This is a genomic window from Streptomyces sp. NPDC006335 (assembly GCF_040612795.1).
Classification (GTDB): domain Bacteria; phylum Actinomycetota; class Actinomycetes; order Streptomycetales; family Streptomycetaceae; genus Streptomyces.
On sequence record NZ_JBEXQX010000007.1, the window covers coordinates 265059 to 279691 of the forward strand.

Sequence of the window (14633 nt, forward strand, 5' to 3'; positions counted from 1 at the left end):
CCGGGAGTGAGAACGGTGGCAGGAGACCAGAAGGCCAAGGCCAAGAAGGAACAGGTCAAGGGCAAGGCGAAGGAAGCCGTCGGTCGCGCGGTCGGCAACGAGCGCATGGAAGCCGAGGGCCGCATGGCGCAGTCCAAGGGCGACGCGCGCCAGGCCAAGGAGAAGACGAAGGACACCTTCAAGCACTGACGTACGAAAACGAACGGCCCGTGCACCGAAGCGAGGTGCACGGGCCGTCGTACGCGCCGATGCCGGCTCATCTCACGGAGCCGGCTGAACTACGTTCCGCGTCCTAGCTCTTCCGGCGTCCTATCAGGCGCGGCTTCGCCTCCAGGCCGTCCAGGCCGTGCCACGCGAGGTTCACCAGGTGCGCCGCCACCTCCGCCTTCTTCGGGCGGCGCACGTCCAGCCACCACTGGCCGGTCAGGGCGACCATGCCGACCAGGGCCTGGGCGTAGAGGGGGGCGAGCTTCGGGTCGAAGCCGCGGCGCTTGAACTCCCGGCCCAGGATGTCCTCCACCTGCGTCGCGATGTCCGAGATGAGCGAGGCGAACGAACCCGTGGACTGGGGGATCGGGGAGTCGCGGACCAGGATGCGGAAGCCGTCCGTGTGCTCCTCGATGTAGTCGAGGAGGGCGAAGGCGGCCTGTTCGCACAGTTCACGGGGGTGGCCGGCGGTCAGGGAACTCGTCACCATGTCCAGCAACCGCCGCATCTCACGGTCCACCACCACCGCGTACAGGCCCTCCTTGCCGCCGAAGTGCTCGTAGACCACCGGCTTGGAGACGCCCGCCTTCGCCGCGATCTCCTCCACCGACGTGGCCTCGAAGCCCTTCGCGGCGAAGAGCGTGCGACCGATCTCCAGAAGCTGCGCGCGGCGCTCGGCCCCCGTCATCCGGGTGCGCCGGGCACGCCGCGGCTTGGCTTCGCTGCTCGGGGTACTGCTGGAGTCGGTCGCCACGGCGTCCATCATGCCGCCTCGGCGGCCTCCTCCTTGCGCCGGGAGCCGTCCCCGTCCGCGTTCCGGCGCGAATCGATACGCGAGCGTGACGGCCAGCGCACGTCGTACGCCCAGCCCAGCATCTCGAACCAGCGGATGATCCGCGCCGAGGAGTCCAGCTGGCCCCGCATCACCCCGTGCCGCGCCGACGTCGGGTCGGCGTGGTGCAGGTTGTGCCAGGACTCACCGCAGGACAGCACGGCCAGCCACCACACGTTGCCCGAACGGTCCCGGGACTTGAAGGGCCGCTTGCCGACCGCGTGGCAGATCGAGTTGATGGACCAGGTCACGTGGTGGAGGAGGCAGACGCGGACCAGGGACCCCCAGAAGAAGCCGGTGAACGCGCCCCACCAGGACATCGTCACCAGACCGCCGATCACGGCGGGCAGGGCCAGCGAGAGCATCGTCCAGAAGATGAACTGCCGGGAGATCGCCCGGATCGCCGGGTCCTTGACCAGATCCGGCGCGTACTTCTCCTGCGGGGTCTGCTCCTCGTCGAACATCCAGGCGATGTGGGCCCACCACAGGCCCTTGATCAGTGCCGGGAGCGTCTCCCCGAACCGCCACGGCGAGTGGGGGTCGCCCTCGGCGTCGGAGAACTTGTGGTGCCTGCGGTGGTCGGCCACCCACCGCACCAGCGGCCCCTCGACCGCCATCGATCCCATGATCGCCAGCGCGATTCTCAGCGGGCGTTTGGCCTTGAAGGAGCCGTGGGTGAAGTAGCGGTGGAAGCCGATCGTGATGCCGTGACAGCCGAGGTAGTAGAAGAAGACCAGAAGGCCCAGATCGAGCCAGCTCACGCCCCATCCCCAGGCCAGCGGCACCGCCGCGAGCAGGGCGAGGAACGGAACGATGATGAAGAGGAGCAGGGTGATCTGTTCGAGCGAGCGTTTCTGCTCACCGCCGAGCGTCGCGGAGGGCGGTGTCGAGCCGTCGGGCGCCTTCGGGGCGTCTGCGATCACATCGGAGCGCGTGGTCATGGGCGTCCCCTGTGGGGTTCGGAGGATGTGAGACAGGTGCCGGGCCACGGGAAGCCTTCCAGGGGTCCGTCACAACGGACCCTACGGTTCCGTAACCTACGGCGTCGTAAGTATGGCAGTGCGGCGCCCGGCGGCTGGAGCCCGACATTCTGCGCGTCCGCATGGACACCTATCCTTGGAGTCGGTCGGACAGCGCGGTCCGCTCTGATTTCTTCCCGGATGCCCGGCCCGTATGCGGCGGCTGCCGCAGGACCGCACTCCGGGTTCCCCTCCCGGACGAGCTTCAACACTGCAAGGAGCCGCACCTGTGAGCAGTGCCGACGACCTGACCACGAGCGCCACGTCGACCAGTACCGAGCTGCGCGCCGACATCCGCCGGCTGGGCGACCTCCTGGGCGAGACCCTCGTCCGCCAGGAGGGCCCCGAGCTGCTGGAACTCGTCGAGAAGGTGCGCCGCCTCACCCGTGAGGACGGCGAGGCCGCCGCCGAGCTGCTGCGCGGAACCGAACTGGAGACCGCCGCCAAGCTGGTCCGCGCCTTCTCCACCTACTTCCACCTGGCCAACGTCACCGAGCAGGTCCACCGCGGCCGTGAGCTGCGGGCCCGGCGCGCCGCCGAGGGCGGTCTCCTCGCCCGCACGGCCGACCGCCTCAAGGACGCCGACCCCGAGCACCTGCGTCAGACCGTCTCCAACCTCAACGTCCGCCCGGTCTTCACCGCCCACCCGACCGAGGCCGCCCGCCGCTCGGTGCTCAACAAGCTCCGCCGGATCGCGGCCCTCCTGGAGACCCCGGTCATCGAGGCGGACCGGCGCCGCTACGACACCCGTCTGGCCGAGAACATCGACCTCGTCTGGCAGACCGACGAACTGCGGGTGGTACGCCCCGAGCCCGCCGACGAGGCCCGCAACGCCATCTACTACCTCGACGAGCTGCACGCCGGCGCGGTCGGCGACGTCCTGGAGGACCTGACCGCGGAACTGGAGCGCGTCGGCGTCAGAATCCCCGACGCGACCCGCCCCCTCACCTTCGGCACCTGGATCGGCGGCGACCGCGACGGCAACCCCAACGTCACGCCCCAGGTCACCTGGGACATCCTGATCCTCCAGCACGAGCACGGCATCAACGACGCCCTGGAGCTCATCGACGAGCTGCGCGGCTTCCTGTCGAACTCCATCCGCTACACCGGCGCCACCGAGGAACTCCTGGAGTCCCTCAAGGCCGACCTGGAGCGCCTGCCGGAGATCAGCCCCCGCTACAAGCGCCTCAACGCCGAGGAGCCGTACCGCCTCAAGGCCACCTGCATCCGGCAGAAGCTGGAGAACACCAAGACCCGGCTGGCCAAGGGCATCCCGCACGAAGACGGCCGCGACTACCTCGGCACCGGCGAACTGCTGCACGACCTGACCCTGATCCAGACCTCGCTCAGGGAGCACCGCGGCGGCCTCTTCGCCGACGGCCGGATGAACCGCACCATCCGCACCCTGTCCGCCTTCGGCCTCCAGCTCGCCACCATGGACGTCCGCGAGCACGCCGACGCCCACCACCACGCCCTCGGCCAGCTCTTCGACCGGCTCGGCGAGGAGTCCTGGCGGTACGCGGACATGCCCCGCGAGTACCGGGCCAAGCTGCTCGCCAAGGAACTGCGCTCGCGCAGGCCCCTCGCGCCCACCCCGGCCCCGGTCGACGCGGCCGGCGAGAAGACCCTCGGCGTCTTCCAGACGGTCAAGCGGGCCCTGGAGGTCTTCGGGCCCGAGGTCATCGAGTCGTACATCATCTCGATGTGCCAGGGCGCCGACGACGTCTTCGCGGCCGCCGTGCTGGCCCGCGAGGCCGGCCTGCTCGACCTGCACGCCGGCTGGGCGAAGATCGGCATCGTGCCGCTCCTGGAGACCACCGACGAGCTCAAGGCCGCCGACACCATCCTGGAGGACATGCTCTCCGACCCGTCGTACCGGCGCCTGGTCGCGCTGCGCGGGGACGTGCAGGAGGTCATGCTCGGCTACTCCGACTCCTCCAAGTTCGGCGGCATCACCACCTCGCAGTGGGAGATCCACCGCGCCCAGCGGCGGCTGCGTGACGTCGCCCACCGGTACGGCGTACGGCTGCGCCTGTTCCACGGCCGCGGCGGCACCGTCGGCCGCGGCGGCGGCCCCTCCCACGACGCCATCCTCGCCCAGCCCTGGGGCACCCTGGAGGGCGAGATCAAGGTCACCGAGCAGGGCGAGGTCATCTCCGACAAGTACCTCGTGCCCTCGTTGGCCCGGGAGAACCTGGAACTCACGGTCGCCGCCACCCTCCAGGCGTCCGCCCTGCACACCGCGCCCCGCCAGTCCGACGAGGCCCTGGCCCGCTGGGACGCGGCCATGGACGTCGTCTCCGACGCCGCCCACGCCGCGTACCGCCGCCTGGTCGAGGACCCCGACCTGCCGACGTACTTCCTCGCCTCCACGCCGGTGGACCAGCTCGCCGACCTGCACCTGGGCTCACGGCCCTCCCGCCGCCCCGGCTCGGGCGTCTCCCTCGACGGACTGCGGGCCATCCCGTGGGTGTTCGGCTGGACCCAGTCCCGGCAGATCGTGCCCGGCTGGTTCGGCGTCGGCTCCGGCCTCAAGGCGCTGCGCGAGGCCGGCCTCGACACCGTGCTCGACGAGATGCACGAGCAGTGGCACTTCTTCCGCAACTTCATCTCCAACGTCGAGATGACGCTGGCCAAGACGGACCTGCGGATCGCCGCCCACTACGTCGACACCCTCGTCCCCGACGAGCTCCGGCACGTCTTCGACACCATCAAGGCCGAACACGAACTCACCGTCCGCGAGGTCCTGAAGATCACGGGCGAGGACGAACTCCTCGACGCCACCCCGGTCCTCAAGCAGACCTTCGCCATCCGCGACGCCTACCTGGACCCGATCTCCTACCTCCAGGTGACGCTGCTCAAGCGCCAGCGCGAGGCGGCGGCCGCCGGTGAGCCCGCCGACCCGCTGCTCGCCCGCGCCCTGCTCCTCACGGTCAACGGCGTCGCCGCGGGCCTGCGCAACACCGGCTGACCCTCGCGAACGGAAACAAAAAGGAAGCGGTGCCCCCGAGTCATCGGGGGCACCGCTTCCTTCTGTGGCGTCAGGCCCGGCGCCGCCGGACCACGAGGTAACCGCCCGCCGCCGTCAGCGCCGCGGCCACGCCCGCGAGCAGGCCGACGGGAGCGCCGTTGCCGGTCTCGGCGAGGTCACCGGCGGTGCCCTGCGCGGAAGCGGAAGCAGAAGCGGAAGCGGAGGCCGAGGCGGACGGGGAGGCCCCGGTCCCGGCGGACTCGCTGGGGTCGGCGCTCGGGGAGGTGGACTCGCCCGAGCCGGGAGTGCCGGAGGGCGTCGCCGTCGGCGTGGCCGTCGTACCGCCGCCGCCTTCCTCCTCCTCGCAGTCGGTCCAGAACACCTTGTGCTTGGCGGCCTTGGAGTTCTCGCCCTCGAAGTTCCAGAACAGCTTGTAGTGCCCGTCGGGCAGTGACAGATCCTCCGTCCGGCCGTGGCCCTCGGCGTCCAGCGTGATCTCGCCGGACTTCACGGTCTCGCCCTTGACGTCGGCCGTCGGGGCCCAGGCCTCGATGTGCCAGTCGACCTCCTGGGCGGCGTCGAAGCCGAAGGCGTCGAGGTAGAAGGTGCAGACGTGCGGCTCGTTCTTGCGGAGCTCTTCGCCGGTGGTGGCGTCGTGGATCTTCACGGTCCCGTTGTCACCCGGAGGGGTGGCGTGGGCGGCCGGGGCGACCAGGAAGGCCGCGGAGGCGACGGCGGACAGGACGCCGAAGCGGGTGAGGGTACGCATGGGGCAGTAGTCCATCTTCGAGAGTGAAACGGGAAGATGTGGAGGGTGCGGCTCAGCTTCCAGGTGTGACTGACCTCTGGTCAATCACGAACCGGCAACACTCGCGTCCTCCACAGAAGCGGAGAACGGCGAAAGCCGTCAGATGGTCACGAAAGCCGCTGTCAGCAGGGCGATCCCGGCCCCCGTCAGCACCCACGCGAGCCGGGTCCTGCGCAGCCCGCCCGCCACGACCACCGACGCGAGCAGCAGCGCCCCGCCCATCGGCACCCACGCGTACAGCACCCCGGCCGGCCCCGACCGCACGACCTCGGCACTGCCGGGCTTCACCACGACCGAGTAGGTCCGGCCCCTCCGCACAGCCACCGATTTCTCGATGACGACCCGGTCCCGCGCCACGGACCCGTGCGACAACGGCGTGTACGGGCCGCTGCACACGTCCGTGCCGCACCCGGTCACCTCGATAGTGCCGCGCTCCCGCCCCTTGGTCAGCATCACGTACTGCGCGCTGCCCCAGGACCCCCACACCCCCGCGACGAGGATCAGCACCACGACCGCCCCCATCGCCGCGAGCCGTCCGAACCGCAGCACGGCGACCGAGGCCCGGCGGGAGACGGGGGCTGTGGCAGGCATGGCCGGGATCATTGGCCATGGTCCTGCGCGGGGTCAACTCGGGCCCGTCGGACCGGCGGACAAGTCAGGAGTTGTACGTGCTTTGCGCCCGCTCCAGGCCCTCGATCACCAGTGCCTCCACCGCGTCGGCCGCCCGGTCCACGAAGTAGTCGAGCTCCTTGCGCTCGCTCGACGAGAAGTCCTTCAGCACGAAGTCCGCGACCTGCATACGGCCCGGCGGGCGCCCGATCCCGAACCGCACCCGGTGGTACTCCGCCCCGAACGCCTTCGTCATCGACTTCAGCCCGTTGTGACCGTTGTCCCCGCCGCCGAGCTTGAGCCGCAGCACGCCGTAGTCGATGTCCAACTCGTCATGGATCGCCACGACGTGGGCGACCGGCACCTTGTAGAAGTCCTTGAGCGCGTTCACCGGACCGCCGGACAGGTTCATGTACGACATCGGCTTCGCCAGGATCACCCGCCGGTTCGCCGGCCCCGGCGGCCCGATCCGCCCCTCCACGACCTGCGCCTGCGCCTTCCCGGCCCGCTTGAACCGGCCCCCGACCCGCTCGGCCAGCAGATCGGCCACCATGAAACCCACGTTGTGCCGATTGCCCGCGTACTCGGGCCCCGGGTTCCCGAGGCCGACGATCAGCCAGGGGGCGTTGGCGGGGGTGGTCACGTCCATCTCTCCTCTGCACATACCGCAGCCGCCGCCCCCGGAACAGGGAGCGGCGGCTGCGAGCGTATATCGCTACCGCACTGCCGGGCGCCGGGCAAGCGGCGGCACGACAGCTACGGCCGGACCGCCGGTCAGGCCTCCGCGGACTCGTCGCCCTCGGCGGACTCGCCCGCGGACTCCTCGGCCTGCGCGGCCAGGACCTGCAGGACGACCGTGTCCTCCTCGACAGCCAGCTTGGTGCCCTTGGGCAGCGGGATGTCCTTGGCGAGAATGGAGTCGCCGGCGGACAGACCCTCGATGGAGACGGTGACGGACTCGGGGATGTGCGTGGCCTCGGCCTCGACCGGAAGCGCGTTCAGGACGTGCTCCAGCAGGAAGGCACCCGGGGCCAGGTCACCCTCGGTGTGGACGTAGATCTCGACGTTGACCTGCTCGCCGCGCTTGACCAGCTGAAGGTCGACGTGCTCCAGGAAGCCCTTGATCGGGTCACGCTGAACGGACTTCGGGATCGCCAGCTCGTTGGTCTTGCCGTCGATGTCCAGGGAGATCAGGACGTTCGGCGTACGCAGCGCCAGCAGCAGGTCGTGGCCCGGGAGGGTCAGGTGCAGCGGGTCGGAACCGTGACCGTACAGAACACCGGGAACCTTGTTGTCACGGCGGATGCGACGAGCGGCACCCTTGCCGAACTCGCTGCGGGTCTCGGCGGTGAGCTTGACCTCGGACATGCGGATCACTCCTCGTAGAAAGAGAACGGACGTGGTCACCCGGCCACGAACGGCCTGCTACGAAGAGCGCGTCGATAACGGACCGCCGTATCCCCTTCTCGCGAAGCGGTACGGCCTCCCTCGCCGAGCAACTGGGGCAGTCTACTCGGCGCGGAAGGCCGTAGGAAAATCGATCATGCAGAAGCGTTTTACGGCGTACCCGCGCGCTTACTGCTCGTCGAAGAGGCTCGTCACCGACCCGTCCTCGAACACCTCACGCACCGCGCTTGCGATCGTCGGCGCGATCGACAGAACCGTCAGCTTGTCCAGGTCCCGGCCCAGCTCACCCGGCGTCGGCAGGGTGTTCGTGAACACGAACTCGCTCACCCGCGAGTTCTTCAGCCGGTCCGCCGCCGGACCGGACAGCACACCGTGCGTCGCCGTCACGATGACGTCCTCCGCACCGTGCGCGAACAGCGCGTCCGCAGCCGCGCAGATGGTGCCACCCGTATCGATCATGTCGTCCACCAGGACGCACACCCGGCCCTTGACCTCACCCACGACCTCGTGGACGGTCACCTGGTTCGCCACGTCCTTGTCACGCCGCTTGTGCACGATCGCCAGCGGCGCGCCCAGCCGGTCGCACCAGCGGTCCGCGACCCGCACCCGGCCCGCGTCCGGGGACACGACCGTCAGCTTGTCCCGGTCCAGCTTCCGGCCCACGTAGTCCGCCAGCAGCGGCAGCGCGAACAGGTGGTCCACCGGACCGTCGAAGAAGCCCTGGATCTGATCGGTGTGCAGATCGACGGTCAGCAGGCGGTCCGCACCCGCCGTCTTCATCAGGTCCGCGATCAGCCGCGCCGAGATCGGCTCACGGCCACGGTGCTTCTTGTCCTGCCGCGCGTAACCGTAGAACGGCACGATGACCGTGATGGAACGGGCCGACGCGCGCTTCAGCGCGTCGATCATGATCAGCTGCTCCATGATCCACTGGTTGATCGGAGCCGTGTGGCTCTGGATCACGAAGCAGTCGGCGCCACGCGCCGACTCCTGGTAACGGACGTAGATCTCGCCGTTCGCGAAGTCGAAGGCCTTGGTCGGGACAACCCCGACACCCAACTGCTGGGCGACCTCCTCGGCAAGCTCGGGGTGGGCGCGGCCGGAGAAGAACATCATCTTCTTCTCGCCGGTCGTCTTGATCCCGGTCACAGCACTGTCTCCTCAGAGGTGTCACAGCTAAGTGCCGACAGACCGCGCCGCTGGGCGCGACGGGCCGTCCTAGCTGGTGGGGTGCGGGTGTGCACTTATCACGGTACGACGACTTCGGCGCACCTGTTTCCGGTCAGTCCTCGCTCGCGCCCTCCCGGGAAGCCGCCTCGGCGGCCTTCGCCGCCGCGCTCCCCGGACGCTTCCGGGCCACCCAGCCCTCGATATTCCGCTGCTGGCCACGGGCCACGGCCAGCGAACCGGGCGGCACGTCCTTCGTGATCACCGACCCTGCGGCGGTGTACGCCCCGTCCCCGACCGTGACAGGCGCCACAAACATGTTGTCCGAACCCGTGCGGCAATGCGACCCGACGGTGGTGTGGTGCTTGTCCTGACCGTCGTAGTTCACGAACACGCTCGCGGCGCCGATGTTCGTGTACTCACCGATCGTCGCGTCCCCGACATAGGAGAGATGCGGGACCTTCGTCCCCTCCCCGATGGAGGCGTTCTTCGTCTCGACGTACGTCCCGATCTTGCCCTTCGCGCCCAACCGGGTGCCGGGCCGCAGATAGGCGTACGGCCCCACGCTCGCGCCCGCGCCGACGTGGGCGCTGTCGGAGACCGTGTTGTCGACCCGGGCGCCGGCTCCCACGACCGTGTCCCTCAGACGGCTGTTGGGCCCCACCTCGGCGCCCTCACCGACATGCGTCGCACCCTGCAACTGCGTGCCCGGGTGGACCACGGCGTCCTGACCGAAGGTGACCGTGACGTCGACCCAGGTCGTCGCCGGGTCGACGACGGTCACACCGGAGAGCATGGCCTCGGTCAGCAGCCGGTCGTTGAGGATCCGACGCGCCTCGGAGAGCTGCACACGGTTGTTGATCCCGGCGATCTCACGGTGATCGGCCGCGACACAGGCGCCGACGCGGTGCCCGGCCTCGCGGAGGATCCCGAGCACGTCGGTGAGGTACTCCTCACCCTGGGAGTTGTCGGTGCGCACCTTGCCCAGCGCGTCCGCGAGCAACTGCCCGTCGAAGGCGAAGACCCCGGAGTTGATCTCCCGGATCGCCCGCTGCGTCTCGGAGGCGTCCTTGTGCTCGACGATCTCGGTCACGGCACCGGAGGTCTCGTCCCGCACGATCCGCCCGTACCCCGTCGCGTCCGGCACCTCGGCGCTCAGCACGGTGACGGCGTTGCCGTCCGCGGAGTGCGTGGCGGCAAGGGCGTTGAGGGTCTCGCCGGTCAGCAGCGGGGTGTCGCCGCACACGACGACGACGGTCCCGTCGACACGGCCGCCGAGCTCCTCCAGCGCCATCCGCACGGCGTGCCCGGTGCCGTTCTGCTGCGCCTGCACGGCCGTTCGTACGTCGGCGTCGGTGCCGGCGAGGTGGGCGGTGACCTGCTCCCGGGCGTGCCCCACGACCACGACGAGGTTCTCGGGGTCCAACTCACGGGCGGCGGCGAGCACATGACCCACGAGGGAGCGGCCGCACAGCTCGTGCAGGACCTTGGGTGTGGCCGACTTCATACGGGTGCCCTCACCCGCTGCGAGAACGACGACGGCTGCCGGGCGAATGGCGCTCACGGGATGCCCTTCGGCTGTGGAGAGGGTGGGTGACATCCGCAGGATACCGGGGCGTTTCCGGGGGGACATGAGAGCGGGCCCTGACAGTGCTGTCAGGGCCCGCTCCAGTAGGGCTCCCGGGGAAGGAATCGAACCCTCATTCAATGGACCAAAACCATTTGTCCTGCCTTTAGACGACCCGGGATGGTCTGTGCGCTATGTCCGATTTTCCTGACCGGCTTCACGCACGGCCACTACTATGCCGTACCAGGAGCCCTCGATGCGACGGTACAAGTCGGTGCCCCTCAGGACTTTGATCACCAGGCAACCCCGGTACGCGTCCCCGATGTTCTTGCGGACCGTCTTGGGGTTGTGCTTCTTGATGGTCGTTTTGTTGAAGGCGGAGCGGTCGGCTCCGACCAGGTCGGCCCAGTACTGTTCGGCGCGGGCGACGTCTGCGGTCTCGTGAATCATCACGGTGAACCGGAGGCGCCCCCGCTCCACTTGCAGGAGGTCGAGCCAGGCCAGGAAGACCTCGATCATGCCGGGGTCGCTGTTGACGAAGGCGACGTTCTCTCGTCGGTCGTACGGCTTGTCCTTGCCCCCCTCGGCCCAGTACAGGCCGACGCCGAGCAGGAAGAGCTCGCGGTCGGACAGCTTTCCGATCGCCTCCGCCGCGGCTGCTTTGGTTCGCTTCCGCTCCTCGTCCCGCACCGCCAGCTCGTGCTCCCACCTCTTGCGGCAGGCCAGCCGAGCCTGCTCGCCAGGGTCGCGCCGCTCCGGCTTCGGGAGATCCCGTACCCACAGCGAGATCGAACTCTTCGAGCACCCCAGCTCGACCTGGATCTGGTCGTACGTGCAGCCCTGGAGGCGAAGTTCTCGGGCCCGCTCTCGCAGGTCGTCCTTCGCGTTCGGGCGCTTCGTCCATTCCGGAGGAGGCTCGCCCTCCAGGAGCCGGTTGAGGATGTCGTTGTTGTCGACGTGCAGCCGATCGCGGATCTGACGTCGACTGAGGCCTGCCCGGCGCAACGCGACGGCCTGTTCGCGCAGTTCTTCGAAGTCCGCGTATTTGTGTGTCGAATGTGCCATGGGCATACCGTCCGGGTGGAATCCGATCTTCCGGCCTCGAACGGTGAGCGATTCAGCAGTTCGAGGGATATCGGGGGGTTTCGTGATCGAGTGGTCACTCAATGTGGTGTAGGCCAGTCGTCGAAATGCGCCGGAAAACCTGCGGGCGGCGACCGTAGGCTGGAGGCATGACCACGACGGGGGAAGACACCACCGCGGCACAGAAGGGGCCGTGGTGGTGGGCACGGTGGCGCAGTGCGGTACTGGACGCGGGACTGGCTTCCGCGTCCGCGGTGGAGTGCGCGTTCGAGGGGGTCCGGTTCGCTGAGGACGCGGGGATCCCGACGGCCGCGGGGATCGTGTTCGGGGTGCTGGCCGGATCGGTGCTGGTCGTCCGGCGCAAGTGGCCGATCGCCGTCGTGCTCGTGAGCATCGCCATCACGCCCGCCCAGATGGGCTATCTGATGGGCATCGTCGGCCTGTACACGCTCGCCGCGTCCGAGCTGCCGCGCCGGATCATCGGCTCACTGGCGGGGATGTCCCTCGTCGGGATGCTGATCGTGATGTTCGTACGGGTCCGCCAGGACATGGCGCACGGCGAGCTGGACCTGGGGGACTGGTTCGTACCCTTCGCGTCGATCACGACCGCGATCGGGATGACCGCGCCGCCCCTGCTGCTCGGGCTGTACGTGGGGGCCCGGCGTCGGCTCATGGAGAGCCTGCGGGAGCGGGCCGACGACCTCGAGCGGGAGCTCCAGTTGCTCGCCGAGCGGGCCGAGGAGCGGGCGGAGTGGGCGCGGGGCGAGGAGCGGACCCGGATCGCCCGCGAGATGCACGACGTCGTCGCGCACCGGGTGAGCCTGATGGTCGTGCACGCGGCCGCCCTGCAGGCGGTGGCCCGCAAGGATCCCGAGAAGGCCGTGAAGAACGCGGCCCTGGTCGGGGACATGGGGCGGCAGGCGCTCACCGAGCTGCGGGAGATGCTCGGGGTGCTGCGCAGCGGGGACGGGTCCGGGCGGCAGGCGCGGTCGGCGGATCCGCTCGTCGCGGTGGGGGTGGCGGCGGCCGCGGCGGTCTCGCGCGTCGTGGAGGAGAGCGACGGGCCCTGCCTGGACGATCTGGAGACGCTGATCGGGCAGTCGGCCGCGGCGGGCATGGCCGTGGACCTGTCCGTGGAGGGCGACGCGAGGTCGTATGCCGCGCAGATCGAGCAGACGGCGTTTCGGGTGGTGCAGGAGGCGTTGACGAACGTCCACAAGCACGCGGCGGGCGCGAAGACGCACGTGCGGCTGGCGCACCGGGTGTCCGAGATCGCGATGCAGGTGGAGAACGAACCGCCGCCGGAGGTGCCGTCCCTTGCCTCGGCCCGGTTGCCCTCGGGGGGCAACGGTCTGGTGGGGATGAAGGAACGTGTCTCCGCGCTGGGCGGGGTGTTCGTGTCGGGGCCGACGGAGGCGGGGGGCTTCCGGGTGTCGGCGGTGATTCCGGCGGCTTGAGAACGGCTGGGACCGGCTGAGAGCGGTTCTCAGCCCGCGGTGAGGCGGGTCGGTTCGATGCCGGAGACCAGGCCGGCCAGGGCCTGGTCGATGTCGGGGCCGAGATACCAGTCGCCGGTGTGGTCGAGGGCGTAGACACGGCCCTCGGTGTCGATGGCGAGCAGTGCCTGGGTGTCGGTCTCGGCGCCGAGCGGGCAGACCTCGGTGTCGAGGGCGCGGCCGAGGTCGGCGAGGGTGCGGGCCATGTGGAGGCCGTGCAGGGGGTCCAGGTGGAGGCGGGCGGGGGCGACCTGGCGGCCGGGGCCGGTGGGGGTCAGGTGCAGTCCGCCGAACTCGGCCCAGGCCTCGACGGCGGCCGGGAACACGGCGTGCCGGTGTCCGGCGGGTGAGGTGTGGTCACGCAGGGCGTCGGCCCAGATCTCGGCCTGCTTTATGTCCCAGCGTCCGGGCTGCCAGCCGGCGGCGCGCAGAACGGCGTCGACGGGGACGGGGAAGCGGGTGGTGCCGGTGCGGTCGGGGTGCATCTGCCCTTCGCGTTCGTCGAGGTCATGGAGGGGCGCCGGGGTGCGTGGAGGCGCCGTCGTGCGGGTCGTGCGGGTGGGGGGTGTCAGCCGCCGTTCGCCGTGGGGTCGACGATGCGTACGCCGAAGTGGGCGCTGAGGGCGGTGCAGGCCCGGCAGGGGGCGGCGAAGCTGCCGTGCAGTGGGTCACCGTCCTCGCGGATGCGGCGGGCGGTGAGTTTGGCCTGCTTGAGGGCGCGGCGGGCCTCGCCGTTGGTCATCGGCTTGCGGGCGGCGCGCTTGCTGCGGGCGGCGTCCGCGGCGGTGATGTGCCGCGATATGAGCATGGTCTCGGCGCAGCGGCCGGTGAAACGGTCGCGCCGGTCGCTGCCGAGGGTGTCGAGGAAGTCCTGGACGAGCGGGTGCAGCGGCGGGGCCTGGTCGCCGCGGGCGGCGGTGGAGGTGAGGGTGGCGCCGCGTACGGACAGGGCGGCGGCGACCGTGGGCAGTATGCCGTCGCGACGGTGGCGGAGGGTGGGCGCGTGGGGTCTGTCGGCGCTGCTCCAGCCGATGCGGGGATCGCCGTTGAAGGCGGCGTGCGGGCTGCCGTTCGTGCCGGTCGTCATGCCCGTGTGCGGTCCTGTGTGCGGTCCCGTCTGCGTCGTGTTCATGATCGTCATCCCCTCCCGAGCATCCCCCCGGAGGTCACAGACTGCCAAATGGCGTGGCTGGTGCGGAAGCTGGGGCGGCGCGACACGCCCGGGTTCGGGCGGTCCGTCACGGTGGGGTGACGGCTGGTCACGGAACCGGAGGGGGCCTGGCCGGTGCCCGGTGACCGGTGTCGTCGTACCGCATAGGCTGTCGGCACCGCGATCCAAGTGGTCGCCGCGATGCGCGCGGTTGACGCGTGGAGACGGACGAGACAGTCGATACGGCGCGTGGCGGCCCCGCTTTGCCCAAGGGGGTCGCCGCGGGCCGTACCAGAGCGCCGCAGGGGGCTTTCGCC

14 protein-coding genes and 1 tRNA gene are annotated in these 14633 nt (G+C 69.9%); 3 read left to right on the top strand and 12 right to left on the bottom strand.

Annotated elements, in window-relative coordinates; all coding sequences use genetic code 11:
* Positions 1 to 15: 15 nt before the first annotated feature.
* Positions 16 to 189: a CsbD family protein gene (locus ABZ098_RS21855; protein ID WP_356593525.1), complete on the top strand. Its 174-nt coding sequence runs from the start codon at positions 16 to 18 to the stop codon at positions 187 to 189.
* Between the two features lie 103 nt (positions 190 to 292).
* Here ABZ098_RS21855 and ABZ098_RS21860 read toward each other — a convergent pair whose 3' ends face one another.
* Positions 293 to 973, bottom strand: coding sequence for a TetR/AcrR family transcriptional regulator (locus ABZ098_RS21860; protein WP_356593527.1), 681 nt, complete (start codon positions 971 to 973; stop codon positions 293 to 295).
* Complete coding sequence (locus ABZ098_RS21865) at positions 970 to 1980, bottom strand: fatty acid desaturase (protein ID WP_356593529.1); 1011 nt, start codon at positions 1978 to 1980, stop codon at positions 970 to 972. The genes ABZ098_RS21860 and ABZ098_RS21865 overlap by 4 nt, the downstream gene beginning before the upstream one ends.
* 307 nt (positions 1981 to 2287) lie before the next feature.
* On the opposite strand from ABZ098_RS21865, the gene ppc reads away from it, so the two are divergent.
* Positions 2288 to 5029, top strand: a complete 2742-nt coding sequence (ppc, locus tag ABZ098_RS21870; protein ID WP_356593531.1) for a phosphoenolpyruvate carboxylase — start codon at positions 2288 to 2290, stop codon at positions 5027 to 5029.
* Between the two features lie 70 nt (positions 5030 to 5099).
* Here ppc and ABZ098_RS21875 read toward each other — a convergent pair whose 3' ends face one another.
* The 8 genes from ABZ098_RS21875 to ABZ098_RS21910 form a co-directional block, all read right to left on the bottom strand.
* Positions 5100 to 5798, bottom strand: a complete 699-nt coding sequence (locus tag ABZ098_RS21875; protein ID WP_356593533.1) for an LPXTG cell wall anchor domain-containing protein — start codon at positions 5796 to 5798, stop codon at positions 5100 to 5102.
* A 138-nt stretch (positions 5799 to 5936) separates the two neighbouring features.
* Positions 5937 to 6440, bottom strand: a complete 504-nt coding sequence (locus ABZ098_RS21880) for a hypothetical protein (protein ID WP_356593535.1) — start codon at positions 6438 to 6440, stop codon at positions 5937 to 5939.
* A gap of 52 nt (positions 6441 to 6492) precedes the next feature.
* Entirely contained in the window at positions 6493 to 7095 is a 603-nt protein-coding gene (gene pth, locus ABZ098_RS21885; RefSeq protein ID WP_356593537.1) for an aminoacyl-tRNA hydrolase, read from the bottom strand.
* 125 nt (positions 7096 to 7220) lie between these two features.
* Positions 7221 to 7814, bottom strand: coding sequence for a 50S ribosomal protein L25/general stress protein Ctc (locus ABZ098_RS21890; protein WP_356593539.1), 594 nt, complete (start codon positions 7812 to 7814; stop codon positions 7221 to 7223).
* A 207-nt stretch (positions 7815 to 8021) separates the two neighbouring features.
* Positions 8022 to 9002, bottom strand: coding sequence for a ribose-phosphate diphosphokinase (locus ABZ098_RS21895; RefSeq protein ID WP_356593541.1), 981 nt, complete (start codon positions 9000 to 9002; stop codon positions 8022 to 8024).
* Positions 9003 to 9135: 133 nt separating this feature from the next.
* Positions 9136 to 10584 (bottom strand): bifunctional UDP-N-acetylglucosamine diphosphorylase/glucosamine-1-phosphate N-acetyltransferase GlmU, encoded by a 1449-nt coding sequence (gene glmU / locus ABZ098_RS21900; RefSeq protein ID WP_356593543.1) that lies wholly within the window; start codon positions 10582 to 10584, stop codon positions 9136 to 9138.
* Positions 10585 to 10697: 113 nt separating this feature from the next.
* Positions 10698 to 10768 (bottom strand) — tRNA-Gln (locus tag ABZ098_RS21905).
* An 11-nt stretch (positions 10769 to 10779) separates the two neighbouring features.
* Positions 10780 to 11652, bottom strand: coding sequence for a hypothetical protein (locus tag ABZ098_RS21910; RefSeq protein ID WP_356593545.1), 873 nt, complete (start codon positions 11650 to 11652; stop codon positions 10780 to 10782).
* A gap of 167 nt (positions 11653 to 11819) precedes the next feature.
* On the opposite strand from ABZ098_RS21910, the gene ABZ098_RS21915 reads away from it, so the two are divergent.
* Positions 11820 to 13127, top strand: a complete 1308-nt coding sequence (locus ABZ098_RS21915) for a histidine kinase (RefSeq protein WP_356593547.1) — start codon at positions 11820 to 11822, stop codon at positions 13125 to 13127.
* Between the two features lie 29 nt (positions 13128 to 13156).
* On the opposite strand, the gene ABZ098_RS21920 is transcribed toward ABZ098_RS21915, so the two are convergent.
* Positions 13157 to 13651, bottom strand: a complete 495-nt coding sequence (locus ABZ098_RS21920; RefSeq protein WP_356593549.1) for an SUKH-3 domain-containing protein — start codon at positions 13649 to 13651, stop codon at positions 13157 to 13159.
* Between the two features lie 83 nt (positions 13652 to 13734).
* Positions 13735 to 14307 (bottom strand): YwqJ-related putative deaminase, encoded by a 573-nt coding sequence (locus tag ABZ098_RS21925; RefSeq protein ID WP_356593551.1) that lies wholly within the window; start codon positions 14305 to 14307, stop codon positions 13735 to 13737.
* Between the last annotated feature and the right edge of the window lie 326 nt (positions 14308 to 14633).